The organism is Tenacibaculum xiamenense (assembly GCF_964513065.1).
GTDB lineage: Bacteria > Bacteroidota > Bacteroidia > Flavobacteriales > Flavobacteriaceae > Polaribacter > Polaribacter xiamenense.
Window position 1 is genome coordinate 1 of record NZ_CAZEQU010000011.1, and the last position, 23727, is coordinate 23727.

The 23727-nt window shown below is 32.5% G+C and carries 27 protein-coding genes; 6 read left to right on the forward strand and 21 right to left on the reverse strand.

Annotation, left to right across the window (positions count from 1 at the left end; genetic code table 11):
- Positions 1-273: 273 nt before the first annotated feature.
- The gene (gene ahcY, locus ACKTTV_RS03270) at positions 274-1590 is read right to left on the reverse strand and encodes an adenosylhomocysteinase (RefSeq protein WP_408029381.1); all 1317 of its coding nucleotides are present in this window, start codon (positions 1588-1590) and stop codon (positions 274-276) included.
- Between the two features lie 63 nt (positions 1591-1653).
- Here ahcY and ACKTTV_RS03275 point away from each other — a divergent pair, with 63 nt between their 5' ends.
- The 6 genes from ACKTTV_RS03275 to arfB all read left to right on the forward strand — a co-directional run bounded on the left by ACKTTV_RS03275 (position 1654) and on the right by arfB (position 5381).
- A complete protein-coding gene (locus ACKTTV_RS03275) occupies positions 1654-2280 on the forward strand; it encodes a 4'-phosphopantetheinyl transferase family protein (RefSeq protein ID WP_408029382.1) in 627 nt (208 codons plus the stop codon).
- A gap of 194 nt (positions 2281-2474) precedes the next feature.
- Positions 2475-3458, forward strand: coding sequence for a hypothetical protein (locus ACKTTV_RS03280; RefSeq protein ID WP_408029383.1), 984 nt, complete (start codon positions 2475-2477; stop codon positions 3456-3458).
- 29 nt (positions 3459-3487) lie between these two features.
- Positions 3488-3748 (forward strand): hypothetical protein, encoded by a 261-nt coding sequence (locus ACKTTV_RS03285; protein ID WP_408029384.1) that lies wholly within the window; start codon positions 3488-3490, stop codon positions 3746-3748.
- Entirely contained in the window at positions 3732-4361 is a 630-nt protein-coding gene (gene pnuC / locus ACKTTV_RS03290) for a nicotinamide riboside transporter PnuC (protein WP_408029385.1), read from the forward strand. Before ACKTTV_RS03285 ends, pnuC begins: the two co-directional genes overlap by 17 nt.
- The gene (locus ACKTTV_RS03295; protein ID WP_408029386.1) at positions 4325-4978 is read left to right on the forward strand and encodes an AAA family ATPase; all 654 of its coding nucleotides are present in this window, start codon (positions 4325-4327) and stop codon (positions 4976-4978) included. Before pnuC ends, ACKTTV_RS03295 begins: the two co-directional genes overlap by 37 nt.
- A 1-nt stretch (position 4979) precedes the next feature.
- Positions 4980-5381: an alternative ribosome rescue aminoacyl-tRNA hydrolase ArfB gene (arfB, locus tag ACKTTV_RS03300; protein ID WP_408029387.1), complete on the forward strand. Its 402-nt coding sequence runs from the start codon at positions 4980-4982 to the stop codon at positions 5379-5381.
- Positions 5382-5663: 282 nt separating this feature from the next.
- Here arfB and ACKTTV_RS03305 read toward each other — a convergent pair whose 3' ends face one another.
- The 20 genes from ACKTTV_RS03305 to accC form a co-directional block, all read right to left on the reverse strand.
- Positions 5664-7430, reverse strand: coding sequence for an ATP-dependent nuclease (locus ACKTTV_RS03305; protein WP_408029388.1), 1767 nt, complete (start codon positions 7428-7430; stop codon positions 5664-5666).
- Positions 7427-8503 carry an HpaII family restriction endonuclease gene (locus ACKTTV_RS03310; protein WP_408029389.1) on the reverse strand — a complete coding sequence of 359 codons (1077 nt, stop codon included), beginning with the start codon at positions 8501-8503 and terminating at the stop codon, positions 7427-7429. Before ACKTTV_RS03310 ends, ACKTTV_RS03305 begins: the two co-directional genes overlap by 4 nt.
- Positions 8500-9765, reverse strand: a complete 1266-nt coding sequence (locus ACKTTV_RS03315; RefSeq protein WP_408029390.1) for a DNA cytosine methyltransferase — start codon at positions 9763-9765, stop codon at positions 8500-8502. Before ACKTTV_RS03315 ends, ACKTTV_RS03310 begins: the two co-directional genes overlap by 4 nt.
- 640 nt (positions 9766-10405) lie before the next feature.
- Positions 10406-11320 carry an alpha/beta fold hydrolase gene (locus tag ACKTTV_RS03320; protein ID WP_408029391.1) on the reverse strand — a complete coding sequence of 305 codons (915 nt, stop codon included), beginning with the start codon at positions 11318-11320 and terminating at the stop codon, positions 10406-10408.
- Positions 11313-12302 carry a hypothetical protein gene (locus ACKTTV_RS03325; protein WP_408029392.1) on the reverse strand — a complete coding sequence of 330 codons (990 nt, stop codon included), beginning with the start codon at positions 12300-12302 and terminating at the stop codon, positions 11313-11315. Before ACKTTV_RS03325 ends, ACKTTV_RS03320 begins: the two co-directional genes overlap by 8 nt.
- A gap of 122 nt (positions 12303-12424) precedes the next feature.
- On the reverse strand, positions 12425-12793 hold the full coding sequence (locus ACKTTV_RS03330; protein ID WP_408029393.1) for a nuclear transport factor 2 family protein: 369 nt from the start codon (positions 12791-12793) through the stop codon (positions 12425-12427).
- Positions 12794-12803: 10 nt separating this feature from the next.
- Positions 12804-13547, reverse strand: a complete 744-nt coding sequence (locus tag ACKTTV_RS03335; protein ID WP_408029394.1) for an SDR family NAD(P)-dependent oxidoreductase — start codon at positions 13545-13547, stop codon at positions 12804-12806.
- Positions 13548-13552: 5 nt separating this feature from the next.
- A complete protein-coding gene (locus tag ACKTTV_RS03340) occupies positions 13553-13747 on the reverse strand; it encodes a tautomerase family protein (protein WP_408029395.1) in 195 nt (64 codons plus the stop codon).
- Positions 13748-14030: 283 nt separating this feature from the next.
- Positions 14031-14591 (reverse strand): Crp/Fnr family transcriptional regulator, encoded by a 561-nt coding sequence (locus ACKTTV_RS03345; RefSeq protein WP_408029396.1) that lies wholly within the window; start codon positions 14589-14591, stop codon positions 14031-14033.
- A 49-nt stretch (positions 14592-14640) separates the two neighbouring features.
- Positions 14641-15300: an SDR family NAD(P)-dependent oxidoreductase gene (locus tag ACKTTV_RS03350; RefSeq protein ID WP_408029397.1), complete on the reverse strand. Its 660-nt coding sequence runs from the start codon at positions 15298-15300 to the stop codon at positions 14641-14643.
- Positions 15297-15881 carry a hypothetical protein gene (locus ACKTTV_RS03355; RefSeq protein ID WP_408029398.1) on the reverse strand — a complete coding sequence of 195 codons (585 nt, stop codon included), beginning with the start codon at positions 15879-15881 and terminating at the stop codon, positions 15297-15299. The genes ACKTTV_RS03350 and ACKTTV_RS03355 overlap by 4 nt, the downstream gene beginning before the upstream one ends.
- A gap of 63 nt (positions 15882-15944) precedes the next feature.
- Complete coding sequence (locus ACKTTV_RS03360) at positions 15945-16739, reverse strand: DUF2314 domain-containing protein (RefSeq protein WP_408029399.1); 795 nt, start codon at positions 16737-16739, stop codon at positions 15945-15947.
- 148 nt (positions 16740-16887) lie between these two features.
- On the reverse strand, positions 16888-17562 hold the full coding sequence (locus ACKTTV_RS03365) for a hypothetical protein (protein ID WP_408029400.1): 675 nt from the start codon (positions 17560-17562) through the stop codon (positions 16888-16890).
- Between the two features lie 89 nt (positions 17563-17651).
- Positions 17652-18194, reverse strand: coding sequence for a hypothetical protein (locus ACKTTV_RS03370; protein ID WP_408029401.1), 543 nt, complete (start codon positions 18192-18194; stop codon positions 17652-17654).
- Between the two features lie 167 nt (positions 18195-18361).
- Entirely contained in the window at positions 18362-18730 is a 369-nt protein-coding gene (locus ACKTTV_RS03375) for a hypothetical protein (RefSeq protein ID WP_408029402.1), read from the reverse strand.
- Between the two features lie 3 nt (positions 18731-18733).
- Positions 18734-19279 (reverse strand): hypothetical protein, encoded by a 546-nt coding sequence (locus ACKTTV_RS03380; RefSeq protein WP_408029403.1) that lies wholly within the window; start codon positions 19277-19279, stop codon positions 18734-18736.
- Positions 19280-19326: 47 nt separating this feature from the next.
- Positions 19327-19815 (reverse strand): phosphoribosylaminoimidazolesuccinocarboxamide synthase, encoded by a 489-nt coding sequence (locus ACKTTV_RS03385; protein WP_408029404.1) that lies wholly within the window; start codon positions 19813-19815, stop codon positions 19327-19329.
- A 38-nt stretch (positions 19816-19853) separates the two neighbouring features.
- Positions 19854-20486 (reverse strand): hypothetical protein, encoded by a 633-nt coding sequence (locus tag ACKTTV_RS03390; RefSeq protein ID WP_408029405.1) that lies wholly within the window; start codon positions 20484-20486, stop codon positions 19854-19856.
- A 132-nt stretch (positions 20487-20618) separates the two neighbouring features.
- A complete protein-coding gene (locus ACKTTV_RS03395) occupies positions 20619-22160 on the reverse strand; it encodes an acyl-CoA carboxylase subunit beta (RefSeq protein WP_408029406.1) in 1542 nt (513 codons plus the stop codon).
- A 129-nt stretch (positions 22161-22289) separates the two neighbouring features.
- A complete protein-coding gene (gene accC, locus ACKTTV_RS03400; RefSeq protein ID WP_408029407.1) occupies positions 22290-23726 on the reverse strand; it encodes an acetyl-CoA carboxylase biotin carboxylase subunit in 1437 nt (478 codons plus the stop codon).
- Between the last annotated feature and the right edge of the window lies 1 nt (position 23727).

A 23727-nucleotide genomic window follows, 5' to 3' on the forward strand; every position in this document is an offset into this window, starting at 1 on the left:
AAATAACTTCGAACCAATGTTAAATCATCTGTATTTATTCGCATGGCAAAATATAAAATTTTGTCAACGAATTAGTTAACCTTTACAGAAGTGACACCTTTTAAGTTTAATAATACTTACTTCAAATTCATATTAAGTATTTTCATATGAAAAAGGTTTGGATCTCGACTCCGCTCGATCTGACAAGTTAAACCATCATTAATCAAAAAATCCCGCAGCATAGCTACGGGATTTTTTATATGATTCTTGATGCTAAAAATCTTTATCGATTTTCTAGTATCTATAGTGTTCTGGTTTGAATGGTCCTTCAACAGTTACTCCAATATACTCAGCTTGATCTTGACGTAACTCAGTTAACTCAACTCCAATTTTAGCTAAGTGTAATTTTGCTACTTTCTCATCTAAGTGCTTAGGAAGCATATATACTTCGTTCTTGTAAGCTTCAGAATTGTTCCATAACTCAAGTTGTGCTAACGTTTGATTTGTAAATGAGTTAGACATTACAAAACTTGGGTGTCCAGTTGCACAACCTAAGTTTACTAAACGTCCTTCTGCCAATACAATAATATCATTACCATCGATAGTATACTTGTCTACCTGTGGCTTGATTTCAACCTTCGTATTTCCATGGTTTCCGTTTAACCATGCCATATCGATTTCATTATCAAAGTGTCCGATATTACAAACAATCGTTTTATCTTTCATTGCTTCGAAGTGCTCAGAACGAACGATGTCTTTGTTTCCTGTAGTTGTAATTACGATATCAGCATTTCCAACAACAGTTTCTAATTTCTTTACTTCAAAACCATCCATAGCTGCTTGTAACGCACAAATTGGATCGATTTCAGTAACTGTTACAATACTACCTGCACCTCTAAAAGAAGCAGCGGTTCCTTTACCTACATCTCCGTAACCACAAACAACTACTCTTTTACCAGCTAACATTAAATCTGTAGCTCTTCTGATCGCATCAACAGCCGATTCTTTACATCCGTATTTGTTATCGAATTTAGATTTTGTTACAGAATCGTTTACGTTGATTGCTGGCATTGGTAAGGTACCGTTTTTCATACGCTCGTATAAACGGTGAACACCAGTAGTAGTTTCTTCAGATAAACCTTTAATTCCATCAACTAATTGAGGATATTTATCTAAAACCATATTGGTTAAATCTCCACCATCATCTAAAATCATGTTTAATGGCTTCTTATCTTCTCCAAAAAATAATGTTTGCTCAATACACCAATCAAACTCCTCTTCATTCATTCCTTTCCAAGCATATACCGACGTTCCAGCAGCAGCAATCGCAGCAGCAGCTTGATCTTGAGTAGAAAAGATATTACAAGAACTCCAAGTAACCTCAGCTCCTAGAGCCTGTAAAGTTTCAATTAAAACTGCCGTTTGAATAGTCATGTGTAAACATCCTGCAATTCTAGCACCTTTTAAAGGTTGCTCATCTTTATACTCTTCACGTAAGCTCATTAACCCTGGCATTTCAGCTTCTGCCAATTCTATTTCTTTTCTTCCCCAGTCAGCTAAAGAAATATCCTTAACTTTGTATGGAACGTATGTAGCTGTATTTGTGCTCATATTTTTTTGTATATTTTATATCAAACTTTCGAGCTACAAAGTTACGGAATAACTTTTTAACTTATGCCACTCTACAAAACTGTAAATGTTAATAATAACACTAAAGTGTTAATTTGGAAAATAGAAGAGTCTTTCAATGATTTATCTTCTGAAATTAACTTAACCGATGCTAGTCAAAATAGAGTTAATGGAATGAAATCTGACTTACATCAAAGAGGCTTTTTAAGCATACGGCATTTATTAAAACTTGTTGGGTATACTGATAATGATCTTGTTTATGATGAGTTTGGAAAACCTCATTTAAAAGATGGTAAGTACATTTCTATTACACATTCTTTTACTTTCACTGGAATTATTGTTTCATCGGACACTCCTGTAGGAATTGATATTGAAAAAAGACGCGATAAGATTGTAAAAATCGCACATAAGTTTACTCCAATTGAAGAATATAAATCAATTGCCAATCATGATGCTTTGGTGAGTAAATTAACTATTGTATGGGGAGCTAAGGAAAGCCTGTATAAAATATATGGTAAAAAGAAACTCTTGTTTTTAAACCATATGTATATTGAAGATTTTTCATTCGAAACCAACCAAACCACTGGTAAAATATTGTATGAAGGGCAAACTTCGGAGTATGATATTAAGTTTTTAGAAATTGAAGACTTTACTTGTGTGTATGCGTATTAAACAAAAAGGAATTTAGACTCCATAGAATGTCACCCTGAACTGGTTTCAGGGTCGCATAACTTTATATTAATTCTCTTTTTAAACTTAATTCATTAGTTATAGGTGTTTTCAAAAGCACGCACTAAATAATTTATCATTTCCATAATTTCTGGTACGAGTTTTGTTGACTTCATATTTCATCAAAATTAATTACTATGAAATTCTATTACTTTTTATTGCTAATCGTTTCTATTGCTTTTATAAACTGTAAAAAAGAACCGATTGCACCCTTTGTTCCTAAAAATGAACTTGCTGACTTTATCACTGAAAAACCACAAATTATTGATTTAGACACTTTAGTGTATAAGGAGATTAAAGGGAAGCACGGTACTGAAATTCATTATGATAGAAATGATTTCGAACTGAGTGAAAATGACAAGGTTCAACTTGAATTAATAGAACTTTACGATTTTAAAGAAATATTGTATCGAAATATACAAACATTAACTACCGACAATAAACTCTTAGAAACCTCAGGTGTCTTAAAAATAGTGTTTACCTCTAATGGAAAAGAAATAAAACTTAAAAAAGGAGCTAAAATTATTGTTTACCCACCAAAAGGAAGGTTAAAAGACAATGATATTTTTCTTTCGAAAGAAGATTCACTTGGAAATATTTCCTGGGATATTACCAATCAGAATTTTACGAGAGCAATTGTTCGTTTTAATGGAGGAATTACAAAAGAGATAATAATAAGTAACGATTCAATCTCAAATTACAATGAAAATACTGGTAATGACTTGTTAGGAATATACTCGAACTCTTCGAGTAATTTAAATAACTACGATTTTTTTGTAATAAAAGAAAACTCTTGGAATTGGATTAATATTGATCGTTTCATCAACAACACAAAACCTGTAAGCTTCAAACTAAAAGATGATAGCAATAACTTTTCTGGATTTCAGGTTTACATTAAATACGATAGTATTCGCTCTTTCCTCTCATATCCAAGATTAAGAGATAACTTAGATTTCTCTAACATTCCTATTTTGGGTAAAACAAGTGCTATTATTATTAGCGAATTAAAAAACCAAAAATATTATGATATAATTGAACTTTCAGAAAACATGCAAGCTGAAATTGATTTAAACATGAAAAAAACAACCAAAAAGCAGTTAAAAAGCCTATTCGATAAATAGGCTTATCTTTGTTATTCAATTTTTTATGAATGAACATCTCAGTAGAACTTACTTTATCTCCACTTCAAAATGAATTTGAAGAACCAATAATTGACTTTATTAAAAAACTTAGAACTTCAGGATTAACCATTTTGGAGAATCCATTGAGCACTCAGGTTTATGGAGATTATGACAAAGTAATGCAGTTGTTAAACTCGGAAATAAAAAATGTTTTTGAACTAATAGACAATGGGCTTATATTTATAAAGATTGTTAAATCTGATAGAAGTGATTATGAGCCAAGTTTTTGATTTTCTTTTCGGTCAATATACCACATATAACTCCATAGACATCGCATTAGAAATTACAGCCGTTATTTTCGGTTTTTTATCTGTTTGGTTTTCCAAAAACAACAATATTTGGGTGTTTCCAACTGGAATGATTAGTACGGCTATTTTCGTATACTTACTCTTAAAATGGGAACTATTGGGAGACATGATGATTAATGCTTATTACTTTATTATGAGTGTTTATGGTTGGTATATTTGGACACGTAAAGTGGATGATAGTAGTGTAACTCCAATATCCAGAACCTCATCAATGGAAAAACAAATTAGTGTGATGATTTTTATCGCAACACTTGGATTTGTTTATTTAGTATATACAATTTTTGATAAATGGAATGATTGGACTGCTTTTGCCGATACCATTACGACTGCCATATTTTTTGTAGGGATGTGGTTAATGGCACGACGAAAAATAGAGAATTGGATTTACTGGATTATTGGTAATATTATTTCGGTCCCGCTCTATTTTTATAAGGGATTTACCTTTACAAGTTTCCAGTATTTCGTATTTACATTTATTGCAATCTTAGGATATAAAGCATGGAAAAAAAATATAAACAGCAACCTATTAATCTAGTTAAAGTCGTTTTATTCGGTCCTGAAAGTACGGGAAAAACGACACTTTCTGGTCAATTAGCTAGACATTACAATACCGTTTGGGCTCCTGAATACGCAAGAGAATATTTGCAAGACAAATGGAACAACGAGCGTAAAACTTGCGAAGAAAGCGATTTATTACCTATTGCTGAAGGACAAATGAAATTGGAAAATGAACTAGCAAAAAAGGCTGATAAGGTATTGATCTGTGATACCGATTTGCTAGAAACAAAGGTGTATTCTGAAGAATATTATGGAGGTTTTGTAGATCCAATTCTTGATGAAGCTGCTATTTCTAATTCTTATGATATTTACTTTTTAACCTATATTGACACTCCTTGGGAAGCTGATGATTTAAGAGACCGACCTGAGCAACGATTGGAAATGTTTAACGCTTTTGAAAATGCACTTAAAAAGTACAATCGACCGTATGTTTTATTAAAAGGAGATAAGGAAACCCGATTAAAAAAAGCGGTGGAAGTAATTGATAAACTACTTGCTGGCAAAGAAAATTTGTACTCTTTTTCAAAAACGCTCACTGATTTGGACATGCACTTTATGCATCAAGATAATTCAATGACTCCTGATCTTTTCTAAAATGCAAAAAGACCAGATTTTAAAAGAGCTAAGCTTTAAGGCAATTCGTAGTTCTGGTAGTGGTGGACAGCATGTAAATAAAGTCTCTTCTAAAGTAGAACTTCATTTTTCTATTGCTACTTCTGAAGGACTTTCAGACAATGAAAAAGAAAGGCTTTTAAAAAAGCTATCTGGTAAATTGTCAAAAGATGGGATTATCATATTGACCTCTCAGGAAAGTCGTTCGCAACACAGGAATAAAGAATTGGTGATTGAACGTTTTTTAAATCTGATTCAACAAGCACTAATTGTTCCTAAAGTTAGAAAGAAAACAAAGCCTAGTAAAGCATCAAAAAGGAAACGTTTAGATGCGAAAAAACAGCATTCTGAGAAAAAAGAAAATCGTAAGAAGTTTCGGTTTTAGGGCACTTTTTATACCGCTATTGATATTCATTCTATTCTAAATTGTCTATCAAATTGTTGTAAAATGTTCTTAGCTATGAGTAGTCGAGGATTTCTAATCACAAACCTTTTCGTTTTGCACCTACCTTTATTTTATGTTTATACATTCGTTTTAATACTTAAATCGTTATTAATTACACACAAAGTTGTGTTTTCGCACTTTATTTTCATTCTATTTGTTGCGCTAACAAAAGATATACCTTTTTATAATTTTATGCATGGTTCTTAGCATTCGCTTACCCGTTTAATTTTTCAATTTATTAATTAAATCTTTTACTATTCTAAAATTAGAATCTTCCTTATTAATCCAATTAGAAACAAATTGAAGAACTGTAGATTCGTACTGATCACTATCACCGTAGCATTCAATGCAAAAATTGAATAGTAACTCTTTAGAATTCGATGAAGTCTTCTTAATAAGAGAAAAGTCTTTTTCTGGTTTCATTAGCTTTAGCAACTTCTTTGCAAATTTTTTATCCCAGATAATATCTTCAGGAATAGAAAGTGGTAAATAGAAGACATTTCTTTTATAAAATTCTAGATATTTTTTTGCCAGTTTTAGACTTTCCTTTTCTTTCAATTCTTTAGACTGATCCCCTCCGTTCAAATAAAACTTTACATCGCAACCAGTTTGAGATTTTATTAATTCTTTTAATTTTTTACTAGTATCTTGTTGATTGGGTGGCATTAAGTTCAAATCAACTGGTTTTTGAAGTTTCTTCTGGTCTCCATCAAATACTACATATGTATCATCGGTAATTTCCATAATTGTAGTAAGTCTTTGGTTTATATCATCAGCACCACCAGGAAGATATTTTGTTACAAAAATGTCCTGTGTAGCTTTTCCTAATTTTTCAATGGTTTTGTCAATTAGGATTTGAGCCGTTTTGTCCTCTACTAGAATAATTTTTTTATTGGTGTTTTCTATTTCTAATTCATGGAAAGCTTCTCTATAATTTCTATCATTATCAATTACGAATTTACCAGTAGTATTGAGAGTAGAAAACACTTTAATTGATTCATTAGGCATATTCTCAATTAGAAAAGGTGAATGAGTAGAAATAACTACTTGATGTTTTTTCTTTATACATTCTTTTATTAAAAACGACATCAATCTTTTTTGAGCACCGCTATGTAGAGATGTTTCTGGTTCATCTAATAATATTAAACTTTCGTTTGAGGCACTAAATATTTTATGAACAAGAATAACTATCGCCGTTTCACCACTTCCAGCAAATGCTTCTGAATAATTAATGTTTTTTTGTTTTAATCGAATTGAAGTTCCCCAATCTTTAAACAGATTGTGTTCAATAATTTCAATAGATTCAAACTCTTTTCTCAAGATTTCTGAAACTATCTTAGTTTCAGCTTTTGTCAAAATTACTTTCGGTTTATTTCTGTTTGGCGTATAATAAGATATAATTTTATTAGTATCAAATGCCTCTTTAAGCTTATTGGTATAGAAACGAAGAAAATCTTGTTTAGATTTATGTGTATTAGAATAAAATTTCAAAAAATGAAAGAATTTGTCAAAGGCACTCAGTTCTGTTCTGAAATCTAGATAAACTACATCTTTTTCAATTGGAGAAAACCTTTGAGAGTTTGACATACCGTAACGCTTAATTGGCTTAGCAGTTTCCCAATAATCAGGGTTTTTATCTCGGTGAATTCTTTGTTTTATCACTTCATTAACTGAACCATTATTCTTATGTCCATAAATAAAACAATTTCTATTTTTGTCAAATTCTTTAATTGGATCCAACTCAGTAGTAAACCAATAATCTCCAAGGCTATACCCTTTTGGACAACCATAAAGAGACTGTAATGTTGAACTTTTACCACTTCCATTTTTCCCTACAAGAAATGTAACAGGAAAATCAAATGTAATTTTGGAATCTGGTGCTAAGTTTCTAAAGTAAGGATATCTTATATATTCGATGTATTTTTTATAAACATTATTGTCCTTTAGCTGTTGAAGTATTTTTATATTTTTTATAAATTCATTAATCATATAAATCTAATTTGTAAGTTCAGCTTGAAGTATAGATTTCCATTTTCTGTATATATCTGCCCAAATTCGTGTCTAGAACTACTTGCAGTGTCAAGCTTTGTATTCGTGAAAAGGTAATCTTCAAATTCGTTTCTATTGTAGATATGATAACAAAGTACTTCACCATTTTCTTTAACAATCAGGTATCCACCAGTTGCATCATATTTACCACTCCATACTTTAGAAGGCATCATTCCTAACGCTACATCTGTTAAGAAGCGTTTTACTTTATATTCATAAAACTTATGTTCGTTCTCTGTATCAAAGTTTAATGGGTTTTTGACTGAAACTTTATTAACTAAATCTGTCAAGAGCGAAAATTTACTTGAATAAAAGTCAAAAACTATTTGAGATAGTAATTGTGGTAATAAGCTGTCTATTAAAACAAGATTGTTTGAAAAAATTTGTTTTTCTGTTTTTGAGAATTCCAATGAACCTCCTTTTGCTTTAATTTGAGCAATCCTATCCATTATTTTACTTCTCGAAGTAATTGAATTAATTTGTTCAATTTCACTTTTCGTTAAATTTAAATCAGCAATTTTATAGATAAAATTTGTTGTTTTACCTGCATTTAATAGAGTGGAAGGACTTCCAAGTTGAGATTTTATGCTAAATCCCAATGTTGGTTGTTGATTTGTTCTTTGATCGTGAACAACAATTGTAATATCAGTTTTTGCAGAAGAGCTAGCTTTCAATGAAATACAATTTATGCTATGCATAAACTCTTCAATTTCTGGAACAGAAAAAGTCCTTTTCTTATTTTCTCTAATTGATTTTAAGAGAAAAAGAGCTCTGTCTTTAAATTCTGAAATTGGGATTTTCAAAACTTTTTCACTTCCCGAAACCAAAATAATCTCATCTTGAATAGAATACTCAAAATTACCGTTGTTTTCGGTTCGAAGTATTTTGATAATAGGATAAACTAAACCTTTTAACTTTTCAATGTCTTTGTTTCCAAGAAATAATTGTTTGTCACCTAGTAATTTAAAGAGAACATAAATTTCGCTCCATTCTCCTTTATTTCCAGTAATCATTCGCCGTTAAGTTTTTCTATTATTTTTTCGGCAGTTGCTTGAATAGCAGGAACGGCAACTGAATTTCCGAATTGTTTGTACGCTTGTGCATCTGAAACTATAATTTTAAAATTGTCTGGAAATCCTTGCAACCTTGCCCATTCTCGAGGTGTCATTTTTCTAATCCCTTCTCGGTTTACTTCTCCGGAAATATTAGTTACTGGTTTGAAATTTGTTAATCTATCATCAAATACTAAATTTCTTTCTCTTCCCATTCCTCCACAAACAACAGCGTTCGCAGTTCCATCATTTGGTATTATTTCATAACCAAATCCATTTCCTTTGCTTTCATGTCTTGCTTTATGTTTCCTTAAAGTATCTATGTAAGTAGTTGAAAGATAATACTTAACCGAAACTTCATTTTCCTCTAAAATATCTTCTAAAACTATTTCTTTATTAACTGGTTTTGGATATTTAAAGTCGGTAATTCCAGTATCTTGATGGAAGCCTACAATAAAAATACGCTCACGATTTTGTGGCACACCAAACTCTTTGGCGTTGATAATTTGTGGTTCAGGCACATAGTAGCCCAAATCCTCTCGAAGCACGTTTAAAATTGTTTCTAATGTTTTTCCTTTATCGTGATTTTTCAAACCTTTTACGTTTTCGAGAAAAATTGCTTTTGGTTGTTTATTTTTTATAATTTCAGCAACATCAAAAAACAGTGTTCCCCTTGTATCTTCAAATCCACCACGTCTTCCTGCAATTGAAAACGCTTGGCAAGGAAAACCAGCACAAAGGACATCAAAATTATCTGGAATATATTTTTTTGTTTCAGGTTTAGTTATATCTCCAAATGGAATTTCTCCAAAATTGGCTTTATAAGTTTGTTTTGAATATTTGTCCCATTCGCTTGTAAAAACACATTTTCCTTGCAGGTTTTGAAATGCCAATCGAAATCCTCCGATTCCCGCAAAAAGGTCAATAAATTTGAATTTTGGTTTTTCAGGTGCTGGAAATGGAACAGATTTATTGAGGTCAAAAATTAAATATTGTAAAGCTTCTTCCGCTACTTTATTTGTGACTTTTTCTGTTGGATATTCTTTTTCAAGAGTCTCTTTTACATAAGAAATAGCATCTTTTTTGTAAAACTGAGAAACTCCATTCTTGTGGTTGTGTAAATAATGGGTAAAAGAAGCTGGTTTAGGATTATCTCTATCAATCGCCTTTACTTCAAATAGCTGAAAATCAATTTTCTCTATATCAATCCTTTTATTAATCATTATTCTTTATTTAACCCTACAATTTAATAAAGTTCACTGTTCTGGTAAGTCAGTTTTCATTTTTTTTATTCACAATCTTTTCACTACATTTTCCAAGGCAAAGGTAAGAAAAAGCTCTTTTTGGTTTTCAACATTGACATATGTGTTACTAAAACCAAATTTACTACTTGTACCACTGGATTCATCTTGTAGACAACCAGTATATCCCTACAAACACACCAGTTATCTCTAATATATTTTCGAATAAACGAACCTTTTAGGCTCTTGCTATCCATTCAATTAACTATTAAAAAAGCAGTATTAAAAAAGGAAAAAATTACTTAAGAAAAGAAATATTGAAGTATGTGGTTAAAACATAGATAGTTCTTTAGAATTTGTAGTATTTCGTTAATTTTTTAGTCTTGCTTTTTCTTTACGAGGCCAAGCTATAAAAAACAGTTGAAATTTCCTTGCGGGTTCCCGTAAACACCTTGTTTTTAATTGTAAATGTTGAATTTTGAATTATGAGTACGAGTCATTTCGACTTTAGGAAAAATCTAAACTAACATCGGTACTAAAAATAGTAATAAGATTTCTCAGTCGATGCCTTCTTCGAAATGACACTGCTTTAATTTTGAGTTTTGAATTATTATTTTATTCTTTAACCATGATAAAAAGACAAGACTGAATCTAGCCAGATACTGGGTAAACCTAATTGCCCGAAGTGTCCAACGCCTTTCATAATGGTGAGTTGTGCGTTCGGACAAACCTTCTCCTTTAAATAATAAGCTATTTCAACTTTTGCTACTTCATCTTTGTCTCCCCAACAAATATGTACAGGAATTTCTGTATTTTTTAATGCAGGTAACCAACGTTTTGCTTCGTATTTTCTTCTATCAAAAATGTATTTTATGGTAAGATAGGTCACTCGTTTTCCTTTGTTATAGGTGGTCATATCCCATAATCGCTTAATTTCTTTTTCATCGAGTGGGCTATCACCATGTGCGCTTCTTACTTGATGTCGGAAAATCCATTTAGTAGAGATTTTAGCTAGGTATTTCCCGAGTTTTGTTAACAATAACTTCTGCATTATCCTTAAATCTGCTAACTCAAGAACAACACTTCCATTGGTAAACGTATAGCTCTTAAATCCGTCAGAGAATGTATTTGGAAGGCTTTTTTCAACTTCTCTAGCCACTAGTTCAGTTGCCACACTATTTCCCATATCATGCGCCAATAAATGCCCTCCAACAATACCGAAATGCTTCCAGACCTCCAAGGCTATATCCGCTTGTTCTAATAATGAATACGAATATCCTTTTATGGGCTTATCGCTAAAACCATAGCCTGGGAAATCAAATAAAACAATACGTTCGAAATGCTTTAACAATCCATTTAACACCAAATGATAGGAAAAGGAACTCTCAGGAAAGCCATGCAATAATAATAGTGTCTTGTCAGAAGAGGCTGAAGAAATCCCTACTTCTTTTGCAAATATTTTTAGTCCGTTCCCCTTATTCGAGTTGATATAAACTCCAGATGCTTCCCAATCTTTTAATTCTTTATCCTTAATCATTTGAATCTGTTGTTTGTTTTAAAATCCACTTAATCATTTCTTCTTTATCAATAGCATTCCATGTGGCTTGGGTGTTCTTCTTTTTCGATGGATTGTCGTCAGGTTGCAAAATGATTAATTCGGTATTTTCATTTCCTCGAAGATTAAGTTCCGCCAAAAAGCCGACGATATCCGTTACGTTGTTCTCGTAGAGAGTTCTAAAATACCTTTTTAATCTGTAGTTAATTGCAGGTTCAGCATAAGCTCTAATCGCATAGTCTTTATATAGATCAACATTATTGTTTTCAGGATTGGAATAACTATATGAAGAGAAATCATGATAGTGACGCGAGGCAGTTTCAGGTGTGCCTTTTAAATGAGTTTCTAGCATATAGTTCATAAACTTCGGTTCCCAAAGATTGATTTTGTTAATACGAATATCACGTTCATGCTGATGCCATTTTCTAGTAAAATCTAAAGTAAAATTGCACATTACAATTCCTTTGATGTTGAGTTGAAAATCAGCAGGAGATTCCTTCATATATTTAATATATCTCATGGCTCTATGCCCAACTAAACTTGCACCTAAAAAGAATACGTTCTCATTAGGTAAATTATGTTTAAAAAAAGCCTCTTTAATTAACTCTTCAGCAGAAAGCATGGATGATTTATCAAAATAAAAGTCAAGAGGAATTTCTGTTGACACAGACAATATGGCAAAGCTGTTTTTATCTGCTTGTTGATACATTTGCTTGGCACTCCTGTTCTTTTTATCATACTCTGAATCTTCTAGAAAAATAAGAACTCCTTTCACTGCCTTCGCTTTTGGAAGCATTAGTGTATATCCACTTTTGATAAAAGGCAAGAAGTCTTTATCTCCTTTTCCAATTCTTATGCTATCATTCTTTAAAGGCTTGTACTGCTCAACAATTTTCTGAGAGAAAGCTTCATAACAAGAAATAAATAGGATGATTAAAAAGATTAACTTAAAGTTCGTTTTCATTGTAGCTGTTTTAACACCTGAGGAACTAAAGTTAGGGTTTTATTTTAGATTGATTATAATTCCAAAGAAACATAGAACCCATTTAAGGATCTATGTTCCTTTAGAAAACAAATGCAACTCTCTTATGCTACATGAGTAAATACTTTATTCACAATTTTCCAATGATTATCGATTTTCGCCAATGACAGATAATCATAATAATTATACCCTAACATTGGCACATGTAATTTAGCCATAGCAATGTTACCCATTACTTCAACTCCAATAATTTTCATCATTAACGTTTCATTCAACTCAGATGGGCTCTTTCTATTCTTGACTCCATCGATATAATCGCTGACTTTTTTCAAATAGGCCTCACCTTTTATGTCGCCATGAATTAACGTATTTTCATAAAAACAGTTTTCTAATTTCTTAACTTCTCCATAAAAAATTCCTTCGAAATAGTTTTCTATTAAACTTTCAATTTCTCTAATGTTTTCCTTGTACATAATTACCTGTTTATAGTGAATGCCCAATGGTATGCCCTCCAGCTACGTTAATAGTTTCTCCTGTAATAAAACCAGAATTAGCTAAATAATATGCTGCTTCAGCTACTTCATGTGCTTCTCCTATTCTTTTTAACAAATGCAATCCAGCTAAACTATCGGCATTTTCAACTCCTATTTTTCCTTGCAAAGGACTTCTAATAATTCCTGGAGCTATTGTATTAACTTTAATGTTGTTTTTACCAAATTCAGTAGCCAATTGTCTAGTCAACGAATGAATAGCTCCTTTACTTGTAAGGGGAGCTGAGGCAGGAAACCCTTCAATTGCATGATCGACTAAAACCGTACCTAAATTTATTATTGAGCCATTGTTTTGTTTGATCATTTCAGGAATTACTGCCTGCGAAGCGAAATAGGTTCCTTTTAAATTAATATTCCAATAAAACTCTAAGTCTTTTTCTTCAACTTCCAAAAAGGGTTTGGGAGAAAATACTCCTGCATTATTGATTAATACATCAATGGATTTAAATTTTTTCAAAGCCAAACGTACCAGTTTTTCGCTTGTTACTTTTTTACTAATATCTCCAGCGAGGTAAACTGCATTCGAAGGGGCGCCTAATTCTTCATAACTCTTTCTTAAATTTTCTTCATTTGAAGAGTTCATAACCACGTTACTCCTTCTTTCTATGAAATATTTGGCTATTTCTTTACCAATTCCAGATGATGCTCCCGTTATTATTACTGTTTTATTTTCCATTTCAATTATTTTTTAGTTCCTAAATATTGTTTTCCATTAACCCCCCAATTTTCGACAGGAATCTCTTCAATTACCACATGAGTTGTTTCTGGATTTTTATTAAGAACCTCAACCATTAATGAGGTGGCCCCAGCTATCAATCTACGTTTTTGTTCTGTTGTTACCTGTTCGTCGGTAACTTTAATGTTAATGTATGGCATAACTTTTTATTAAATTAATTGTTATACAAAATTGAGGAGAAGTTAGAACGATAGAAAGGAGGTTTATCACGTATTTAGTGTGATGTATATCACATTAATACCAAATCAACCTTAAAATATGACTTGAATACTTGTTCATACTCCCCTTTCTCTTCATTGAAAAACAATTCCATAGCTATGGCTATGCAACCATTTTACAGCTTTGAAAAATGAAAAAAGCAGCAGTGTATTTTTTGTTTCACTTTAAAGCTTATTTGGTAAAAATTAAACCAGAAAAGAAATATTATGAATTCAATCTACTTAGAGTTTCTCTAGAAACTCCTAAATAGGCGGCTATCATTTTTTTGGGAACACGCTGAAAAAGTTTTGGGTATTGCTCGAGAAGAAGTTCATAGCGTTCTTTGGTTGAATTTCTTAATAAGGATAGCACTCTATTCTGAAGGGCTATTCGCCCTAACTTGCTTTTTTTTGCCCAAAAGCGCTCCATCTTATGCATTTGAGCGGTTAGTTTTTCTCTGTTTTCAAAGGATATATATAATAACTCGCTATCCTCAATACAATCAATATAAATTTTAGAGTTCTTTTGTTTCACGAAAGACTCATAATCTGTAATCCACCAATTTTCCATTCCGAATTGAAGAATATGCTCCTTACCTGAATCATCAACAAAGTAACTTTTTAAGCATCCTTTTATTATCCAAAATTCTTTCGATACAACTTCTCCTTCCTGAACAATATACTGGTGCTTACGTTTTTTAACATAGGCAAAATGGTTTAAAACAAAATCGAACTCTTCATCAGTTAGACTTACAATTTCTTCAATATGTTTTCGTAGTGGGTGCATTTTCAAAGCTCTTAGTTATTTCTGTTTTATTGTAAAGCGAAATCAAAGTTTACCACGCTCTTATCTTCCCTTGATGCCAAAAATAACCGCTTTCGATATTTTGGGCTAACAAATTTCTCACATCAACAGCAACATCTTGAGGTTTTCTGGATGCTTCGTTTCCTCCCATATCAGTTTGCGTCCATCCTGGATCTAAAGAAGAAACCGTTATGTTTTGATTTTCTAATCTCTTCGCTAGAAGTTTGGTATACATATTCAACGCCGTTTTTGACATTTTATAATGTGGTTGAAATTCATCAAAATTCTTTTCACTGAACGAACCCCAGTCAGACGTAACATTAATTATTTGTCCATTCTTTTGAAAAGCGGGAAGCAAAGTCTCTGTTAACTCGATTGTACCAAAAAAATTTACATTAAACGTTTGTTTTAATTGCTCTAGATTGATGGTAGACTCATTCCAGTTTTCTAATAAAATCCCTGCATTATTAACTAGAAAATCGATTTTAAGGTCTTTTATCTTGCTCGTAAAGTTTTGAATAGATTCACTATCTCCAAGATTTAACTGATATCCTTCAAAGTTTGAGCTTTCGATGGAGTGTTTTCCAGAAGTTGAAGTCCCAATAATTTTAATGCCTTCGTCTTTGGTTAAAAGTTCAGTAATAGCAAAACCGATTCCTCTGCTACATCCTGTTATGATTCCTGTTTTCATTTATTCTTAATTCTTTTCCCATTTTTATATTCGGTTATCGTTTCTTTTCCTTTTTTACACACACAATATTCTTTCCCATTCTTCTTTCCATCAATATAGATTGCTCTACGAACAAGTTTTTCTCCTTCTTCATCATATTCCAACTCTATTCCGTGCTTCTTTTTTCCTTTGTATTGACAACTATATGTTAACTTTCCTTTATTAAAAATCTGAACAAAAATTTTCTTTCCATCTTCATCATAAGTTATGGTTCTGAAAAGAGACTTATCCAATCTATAATCATTTTCTTTCGAAACAACATTAGGTTTCCTCGAATTATAAATTGTTTCATTTGAAACTCTTACTTCTTTTCCATTAAAATACTGTTTACTCGATAAGATAACTCCGTTATCATAAGTTTCTTCGTAAACCAAATGACCATTCTTTCTTTTCTTCTGTGCCATTCCAGAGAATAGCATATCATTTACATTTTTATACACCAATTCATCATAAACATATATTTCTTTAAAATCGACTATTTCCTGAGAGAATAAATATTGATTAAAGAAACCTATTGTAAGTATTAATAGCATTTTTTTCATTTTCTGATTTTTAACGCAATATCATATTCAAGATTCTTGACGGGGAGTCGTTTTCTCAATTTCTTACTTAAGCACCTCAAGCAAATGCTCCCAGCCCATAGCTTCTGCATATTCCAAAGCTGTTTTTCCAGCAGTAGATTTTACGGTTTTATCAGCTCCCAGTTCTAATAAGATTTCGATAGTAGTCCGATTTCCTGCGATGGCTTCTTTATGCAAAAGAGACAATCCATTTTCATCAATAATGGTTAGTTCTTCAGGATTTTCTTTTAAAAACTCGCGCATTTTTTCGACCATATTCTTACTCATTGGATGCTCTACAAGATTCTCTGGATTTTCCTTTTGCTTATGAACAAGTAAAACCTCGTTATAATCACCGAAATCCAGTCCCCATGTGTTATCATGATGTTCTCTTTCCTGATCATTCATACCAGAACGCATTACTTGAATGGTAAATCCTCCATAAGTTTTTCCTTGAATTGAAATCATCCAATCACCAATCTCATCGATTTTACGAGTAATAATATCTCCTTTATCAACATTGGTCAATCTGTTAGGTTGATTCACTAATTCTCCAGTAATCACTTCACCATCAAAGGCAATATTATTTACCCACATATGCTCTACAAGCGGTTCTCTTTCTCTTGGAAACTTTTGTTGAAACGGAACTTTAACCATGGCAAAGTCATGTCCAGGAACGATTCTTCTATATTCCCAATACAATTCCCTCCAAAAATACTTGAAGTTCTTTTGAGCATCGAGTGATGCTTGTTTCATTAAATCATCTTGTTGTGCATAAAAGACATTCTTATTTCTCCCTTGAATCTTCTTTTTACCAAATAAATTCGAAAATAACCCCATTCCTCCTTATTTAAAAAAGCAATTTTTGCTTTGTGTTAGTTGATTAATTTTCATCAAAATTGCACAAAAAAGCCCAATAATCATCGTTATTGAGCTTTTTTTATGTTATTTGTTTATGCATTATCGTATGAAATCCTATAAATAACGATTACACCACAGATTTACGATTAGTAGACAACTTATAGTAACCTTGGTTCATTAGCTTTTCTGCAATTTCAATTCTTCCTTTGGCTCCATTCTCCATGATAAAATCTAGTTCCTTCTTAGTCAAAATCGACACATTAACTAGAGATACCTCTTCAATACTTAATTGTATTTTACTGGAAACCTCATTTGTTTTCAATCCTAATAAAACACCAACTTCTCCATTGTCGCCTAAGAATTGATTTGGTAAGTCAATCCCGTTTACTACCGAGGAAATGTAGGTATAGTCATTTAAGGTATACGATATGTTCGGATTTGCTGCCGCCATACCACTTACCTGCCTTAATATTTTAAACTCCCAAGAATCAATAATTTCTTGGATATTTTGATATTTATTATCTGTAATTGTATAAAGTTCAATACCGACACCGTTGTAATCTTTGTTATCAGCATTGGTGTCGTAATCATCATAAGGATCACTCAACCCATCAGAAGCGATAATGGTTCCGTTTTCTAATTGAATTCCGATATGTGCTTGTCTTAACGATGGCCATCTTGGACCTCCCATAAAAGAAGGATTTATCATATTTCCAACAACGTCTGAAAATAACTCTCCAACAGATTTCCAGTAATGCTCTCTCTTTTCACATGAAATTTTAAAATGTTCTTCGTAGTTCATAGTGTTTGTTTTTTCTTATGATTCTTTATATTGTTATTTGATGCTTTAAAATTACTCTTTCTCAATTAAAAATCATTGATTCGTTTTACCTATTCATTCAGTATTTTTCGAATTTCTTTTTGTATTTCTTTTTGAGTAGTTATTAATTCAATAATCATTATTCTTAGCATCATTTTTTCTTTTTTACCCGTTTCGGTCAAATTAGAATACACAAAATCAAGGAGTTTGTTTGTCTTATATTTTAAAAGTTCATTGCCTTTTTCTATATCCGCCAAAATGGAAAGTCTATTGTATTCAAGCAATTCTATTTTGGAATTTGATAATGCCTTCCAATAATTCAGTTTAATATTTGGTCCATTTACTCCATTAGCCTTTTCAACAACTTCCAATAATGAAATAGTCTCATCATTCTTATAAACTTCCAAAGTATCGAGTAATACCTTTTGATAAGGCAATTTCTTTGTTATTTCTTCATCAGTATCACGAAATTCTTTTTTTAGAGATAAGTAGAAGTTATTTATGTATTTTCTATCCTTTCTATTTTCATTCCAGTTGTTTATCCATAAAGCAAGTAATACCCCCAATAAAACAGGAATCATCTCTTTGATAAGTCCTTTTAAATAGTTTTTCATTTGTTTATAGTTTTAGTTTTTCCATTGTATAACTGACAGTTACAGTTTAAATATACGTTAATTTAGGTAGCTTGCTATAAGCTTTGAAGAATTGAATGTAGTTTATTTTTCAGTTTTTGTTCAATTAAACTACGCCTATATCTTAAAACTTTAGCAAAGCTGTAAAATTAGTAGTTCATGTTGAACAGCTTTGGTTTTCTGATATATACAGCAAATATGGTCGCTATTAAAATTAGAATAACAATTTCGGAAGGTTTTTCTTTGTACGTGTGAATGAGCACGATAAAACTCATATATAAAACTAACATTGATGTTCCAATAAGTATTGTTTTGTTAAATAGGAAAAAAGCTATTCCAATTAAGATAAAAAGACCTGCCGTAATCATAACAGCACTGCTCTCCACAATTTTTCCAGTTTGATCGTGATTAATAATTTTATCCAAAGCATTTGGAATGTAAAATAGTATTATTGCCAAGGTAGGCATCCATTTTAATATTCTACTCAGTATGTTATTTAAGGTTTCTTTTTCACTCATAATTTATAGTTTTTTGTTTTCTATTTCAACAACTTGACGCTCCAGCCATTTTAGAGCAATATTTTTCGTTTTATTCCTGTAGAACTCTGTCCATTTTGATTTAAAATTCTCTTCTTCAATTCCATTTGTAAGATATTCCATGTCTACACCAACCTTGATTCCTTTTCGATGGAATTCTATACCATAATTCTTTGTCGAATCAACTAAAGTTTGGTAATTAACTTCAAGTCTTTCCTTGAATTTTTCTGTAGAACTTATGAAATCAGCTATCATTTCAAACCTTTCCTCTTTTGTTAATCTTGGAATAAAAATATGAGTATCGTACCCTTTTTCATTTGCAATAATAGCTTCCTTTATATCCCTCTCTTCCTTCTTTGTCAATCCCGAATTATACTCTGCCTTACATTCCGAAATCAACGAATAATCAAAAATGTGACCCCCTATTACCTTAAGATCTCTTTTTCTTAAATAGAAACTTTGATTCAAAGAAGCAAAAGAATAAGTAAAAGCTGTGATTAAGAATTCTATATCTGTTTTTGTCTCTTTCATTTTTTATTTAATATGGTATTAATAGCTCTTTTTAAGTAGTTGTTTTTTCAATCAATAAGCCCTTCGTCCTTCATTATTTTAAGAGCTTTTTTAGTTTCTCGATCACCTCCTGTCATCGATCCAGGAAGCATGATCAAACGTTTTTTTATTTTTCCTTTTTCATCTTCAAATAACACTTCAAATCTTGATCGACTAAGTCCTTTAAATGCCTTTTTGAATCGTATTTCTTTAATTTTTTGTCGATTGATTATTGGTGTAGCCGAATTGTTAATACTAGTAAAAATACCATAAACTAGATAAGTCCCTAGTAGAACAAATAATATGGGCTCCAACATCTTTCCATTTCGAAATCCTTCAATAGCAACATATAAAAGCCCTATCGTTATAACTCCATAAAGAATTAAAATCCTTGTTATGCTCTTACCAACTGTTACATTTGCAACATTACCAATAATTCCATCTCTTGATAAAACTATCTTATCCGGGAGTACATGACAAAATCCTGTCTTTGTTTTAAATGTATTTTCTTGTTTCATTTTTTCCCAATATTGATATGATGGATTTTTAGATATTTTTATTTCAGCTTCACCCTGTAATTCAACACCCAACTTTCATCTTTCTTAATTAAATCAAATAATTCCACTTGATTTTGGGTTTCTATTTTATAATTCCAATGATTTCTAAATTCGAATTTATCTTTTAACTCTGGAAATAGATTTTCAGTAAACCAAGTTTCCATCTTATCAAGAATCAAGGGATCATAAACTTGAAATCCCCAACACCCACTAACATTAAAAATTCTGTTAGATTTTCCTTCTGCGGAAAAATAAACCATTGCAGTTACATATGAATACTTTCCAATCTTGTAAAGTGAAAGTTTATCCTCAGTAATAAGATAGTCTCTAATTAATGGAAAATAATCTTGGTAATCTGAATTTGGATCAATTCTGTAGGTTAAAGTAGAATCTACCTCTTTCAACTTCTCTCCAATTGAAAAAATTGGTTTTCCGTTAAAATTTAAACTTAACGGTTCATATATTCTATTTGTGTCGAATTTTTCTGCTTGATAAATAGAATCTAAAATATATTTCTCTTTATTGATAGCGTCTCCAACAAGTATTTTATTAGGTCTTTTACCTATAAAAACCCATATAAATAAAAAGAGTAAACTCCCAATTCCTAATAAACTTAATATTACTTTTTTCAAACCCAATGCAACTTATTCTTTACTCACAAATATAACTTTTCCTCAATACATTCTTATACTAATATACTTATACAACAAAAAAACTGCCCTAAATTAATAAGGCAGTTTTTAAATATTATTTATACAACATTCTTACAACGGAATGTTTCCATGCTTTCTTTTCGGTTGCTCTACCTTTTTACCTTCCAACATAGCAAAAGCCTTGATCAACTTTCTTCTTGTTTCTTCAGGTAAAATTACCTCATCCACAAAACCACGTTCTGCTGCACGATAAGGATTCGCAAACTTATCTGCATATTCCGCTTCTTTTTCGGCTAATTTAGCCTCGTGGTCATCGGCTTCCGCGATTTCTTTTTTAAAGATGATTTCACTCGCTCCTTTAGCTCCCATTACGGCAATCTCTGCTGAAGGCCAAGCAAAATTCATGTCTGCACCGATATGTTTCGAGTTCATTACATCATAAGCACCACCATAAGCCTTTCTTGTAATCACACTTATTCTTGGCACCGTTGCCTCACTTAAGGCGTATAACAACTTCGCTCCATTGGTAATAATGGCATTCCACTCTTGATCCGTTCCTGGTAAGAACCCTGGAACATCTACCAATACTAACAACGGAATATTAAAGCAATCGCAAAAACGAGTAAATCTAGCGGCTTTTTTCGAACTATTTACGTCCAAGCAACCTGCTAAACTCATAGGTTGATTTGCTACAATCCCGATACTTCTTCCTCCTAAACGTGCAAAACCAACCACGATATTGTCCGCATAATCCTTATGAATTTCAAAAAATGAATTCGAGTCAGCAATACCATCAATCACCGCCCGCATATCGTAAGGCTTGTTGGCATTATCAGGAACAATATTGTTCAATTCCTCTCTAATTTCCGTTCCTAATTCAAAAGGTAATTTCTGAGTGGTTTCTTGATTGTTTTGTGGCATATAGCTCAACAATGTTTTAATATCTTCTAGACATTGTACATCATTTTCCGAAGTTAAATGAGTTACCCCAGATTTGGTTGAATGCGCACTTGCTCCTCCCAATTCTTCCGAAGTTACCTCTTCATTCGTTACTGTTTTTACCACATTCGGTCCAGTAACAAACATATAACTCGTATTTTCAACCATGATGGTAAAATCCGTCATTGCCGGAGAGTACACCGCTCCACCAGCACAAGGTCCCATAATTGCCGAAATTTGAGGAATTACTCCCGATGCCTGAACGTTTCTGTAGAAAATATCCGCATAACCACCTAGCGAGCGAACTCCTTCTTGAATACGCGCTCCTCCAGAGTCGTTTAATCCAATTAATGGCGCTCCAACCTTCACTGCCAAGTCCATAATTTTACAGATTTTTTCCGCGTGAGTTTCTGACAACGAACCTCCAAACACAGTAAAATCTTGCGCAAATACGTAAACTAGTCTTCCATTTACAGTTCCATATCCAGTTACCACACCATCACCATAAAATTTCTGATTTTCCATCCCGAAATCTGTAGTTCGGTGGGTTACCAAAATTCCTACTTCCTCAAACGATCCTTCATCTAATAAATAATCAATTCGTTCACGCGCGGTTAGCTTTCCTTTGCTATGATGTCGGTCAATTCTTTTTTGACCACCTCCTACTTTTGCTTCCGCTATTTTATCTTGTAATTGTTCTATTTTAGTATTCATGTTTTTTCTTGTTTTGGGCGTTCCCCAAGGGTCGGGCTTTTCGCTATATCTTTTGCTGGTTTTCGCAAACTCAAACCAATAAAAGGATGCCGCTGCAATCCCTAACGCAACTACACCTATTTTATCGTTTTAGCAGGTTCTTAAAACTTGTTGTTCTTTTAAATATGCTTGTAAAGCAAGTTTCGCTGCAATCTCTGCTTCGCGTTTATATTCCAACTCTAATTGCTCAGGTGTATAATACTTTTTCACAAAGTGCGTGTCAAAATCTCCTGAAGTAAAGGCTTCATGCTCACAAACAAACTTTCCAAACGATAAGGTGGTTTCAATTCCTTTAATATGATAGTCGTTAATTGCTTGTTTCATAAGTTCAATTGCCTCCTCACGACTCTTCCCGTGGGTTATTAATTTGGCAATCATCGGATCGTAATAAATCGGAACTTCCATACCTTCTTCAAAACCATCATCCACTCTTACATGAGCTCCTTGCGGAGTTTTATAAGTTTCCAGCACTCCAATACTTGGCGCAAAATTGTTTAACGGATCTTCGGCATATACTCTTAATTCCAAAGCATGACCATTGATATTTAAATCTTCTTGAGCAAATGCTAACTTTTCCCCACGAGCAATTTTAATTTGTTGCTCTACCAAATCAATTCCCGTAATCATTTCTGTTACCGGATGCTCTACCTGTAAACGCGTATTCATCTCAAGGAAATAAAAGTTCTTATTTTCATCCAATAAAAACTCTACAGTACCCGCTCCTAAGTAATCGCAAGCTTGTGCTACCTTTACGGCTGCTTCTCCCATTTGTTGACGAATTTCAGGAGTCAATACACTTGAAGGTGCTTCTTCAACCACCTTTTGATGCCTTCTTTGTACAGAACATTCTCTTTCAAATAAATGAACTACATTTCCATGTCCATCAGCCAAAACTTGGATTTCAATATGTCGTGGTGATCCTACATATTTCTCTATAAAAACTGATCCATCTCCAAAGGCAGACTCTGCTTCTGAAATGGCTCTGTTCATCTGTTCTTCAATATCCTCTGCCTTATGAACAACACGCATTCCTTTTCCTCCACCTCCAGCAGACGCTTTTATTAAAATTGGATATCCAATTTCGTCGGCAACTTTGGCGGCATAGTTTACGTCGGTTACGGCCTCATCAATTCCTGGAACCATTGGAATATCATAAGCTTTTACAGCATCCTTTGCTGCCAACTTACTTCCCATGACTTCAATTGCTTTTGCTTTCGGACCAATAAATGTAATTCCGTTTTTGGCTACAGCTTCACTAAATGCAGCATTTTCACTCAAAAATCCGTATCCTGGGTGAATTCCATCAACATTAAGTTGCTTCGCTACTTCAATAATCTTATCTCCTAATAAATACGATTGATTCGAAGGTGCTGGTCCAATACAAACTGCTTCATCGGCAAAAGCCACATGCGGTGAATTTCTATCGGCTTCAGAATATACTGCCACCGTTTTAATACCCATATTTTTTGCCGTACGCATCACACGCAAAGCTATTTCTCCTCTATTTGCTACTAAAATTTTCTTCATT

Excerpts from the sequence above, each read along its gene's own strand:
- ahcY (WP_408029381.1), bottom strand. The coding sequence starts at position 1,590 with ATGAGCACAAATACAGCTACATACGTTCCATACAAAGTTAAGGATATT.
- ACKTTV_RS03275 (WP_408029382.1), top strand. The coding sequence starts at position 1,654 with ATGCCACTCTACAAAACTGTAAATGTTAATAATAACACTAAAGTGTTA.
- ACKTTV_RS03280 (WP_408029383.1), top strand. The coding sequence starts at position 2,475 with ATGAAATTCTATTACTTTTTATTGCTAATCGTTTCTATTGCTTTTATA.
- ACKTTV_RS03285 (WP_408029384.1), top strand. The coding sequence starts at position 3,488 with ATGAACATCTCAGTAGAACTTACTTTATCTCCACTTCAAAATGAATTT.
- pnuC (WP_408029385.1), top strand. The coding sequence starts at position 3,732 with ATGAGCCAAGTTTTTGATTTTCTTTTCGGTCAATATACCACATATAAC.
- ACKTTV_RS03295 (WP_408029386.1), top strand. The coding sequence starts at position 4,325 with ATGGAAAAAAAATATAAACAGCAACCTATTAATCTAGTTAAAGTCGTT.
- arfB (WP_408029387.1), top strand. The coding sequence starts at position 4,980 with ATGCAAAAAGACCAGATTTTAAAAGAGCTAAGCTTTAAGGCAATTCGT.
- ACKTTV_RS03305 (WP_408029388.1), bottom strand. The coding sequence starts at position 7,430 with ATGATTAATGAATTTATAAAAAATATAAAAATACTTCAACAGCTAAAG.
- ACKTTV_RS03310 (WP_408029389.1), bottom strand. The coding sequence starts at position 8,503 with ATGATTACTGGAAATAAAGGAGAATGGAGCGAAATTTATGTTCTCTTT.
- ACKTTV_RS03315 (WP_408029390.1), bottom strand. The coding sequence starts at position 9,765 with ATGATTAATAAAAGGATTGATATAGAGAAAATTGATTTTCAGCTATTT.
- ACKTTV_RS03320 (WP_408029391.1), bottom strand. The coding sequence starts at position 11,320 with ATGATTAAGGATAAAGAATTAAAAGATTGGGAAGCATCTGGAGTTTAT.
- ACKTTV_RS03325 (WP_408029392.1), bottom strand. The coding sequence starts at position 12,302 with ATGAAAACGAACTTTAAGTTAATCTTTTTAATCATCCTATTTATTTCT.
- ACKTTV_RS03330 (WP_408029393.1), bottom strand. The coding sequence starts at position 12,793 with ATGTACAAGGAAAACATTAGAGAAATTGAAAGTTTAATAGAAAACTAT.
- ACKTTV_RS03335 (WP_408029394.1), bottom strand. The coding sequence starts at position 13,547 with ATGGAAAATAAAACAGTAATAATAACGGGAGCATCATCTGGAATTGGT.
- ACKTTV_RS03340 (WP_408029395.1), bottom strand. The coding sequence starts at position 13,747 with ATGCCATACATTAACATTAAAGTTACCGACGAACAGGTAACAACAGAA.
- ACKTTV_RS03345 (WP_408029396.1), bottom strand. The coding sequence starts at position 14,591 with ATGCACCCACTACGAAAACATATTGAAGAAATTGTAAGTCTAACTGAT.
- ACKTTV_RS03350 (WP_408029397.1), bottom strand. The coding sequence starts at position 15,300 with ATGAAAACAGGAATCATAACAGGATGTAGCAGAGGAATCGGTTTTGCT.
- ACKTTV_RS03355 (WP_408029398.1), bottom strand. The coding sequence starts at position 15,881 with ATGAAAAAAATGCTATTAATACTTACAATAGGTTTCTTTAATCAATAT.
- ACKTTV_RS03360 (WP_408029399.1), bottom strand. The coding sequence starts at position 16,739 with ATGGGGTTATTTTCGAATTTATTTGGTAAAAAGAAGATTCAAGGGAGA.
- ACKTTV_RS03365 (WP_408029400.1), bottom strand. The coding sequence starts at position 17,562 with ATGAACTACGAAGAACATTTTAAAATTTCATGTGAAAAGAGAGAGCAT.
- ACKTTV_RS03370 (WP_408029401.1), bottom strand. The coding sequence starts at position 18,194 with ATGAAAAACTATTTAAAAGGACTTATCAAAGAGATGATTCCTGTTTTA.
- ACKTTV_RS03375 (WP_408029402.1), bottom strand. The coding sequence starts at position 18,730 with ATGAGTGAAAAAGAAACCTTAAATAACATACTGAGTAGAATATTAAAA.
- ACKTTV_RS03380 (WP_408029403.1), bottom strand. The coding sequence starts at position 19,279 with ATGAAAGAGACAAAAACAGATATAGAATTCTTAATCACAGCTTTTACT.
- ACKTTV_RS03385 (WP_408029404.1), bottom strand. The coding sequence starts at position 19,815 with ATGAAACAAGAAAATACATTTAAAACAAAGACAGGATTTTGTCATGTA.
- ACKTTV_RS03395 (WP_408029406.1), bottom strand. The coding sequence starts at position 22,160 with ATGAATACTAAAATAGAACAATTACAAGATAAAATAGCGGAAGCAAAA.
- accC (WP_408029407.1), bottom strand. The coding sequence starts at position 23,726 with ATGAAGAAAATTTTAGTAGCAAATAGAGGAGAAATAGCTTTGCGTGTG.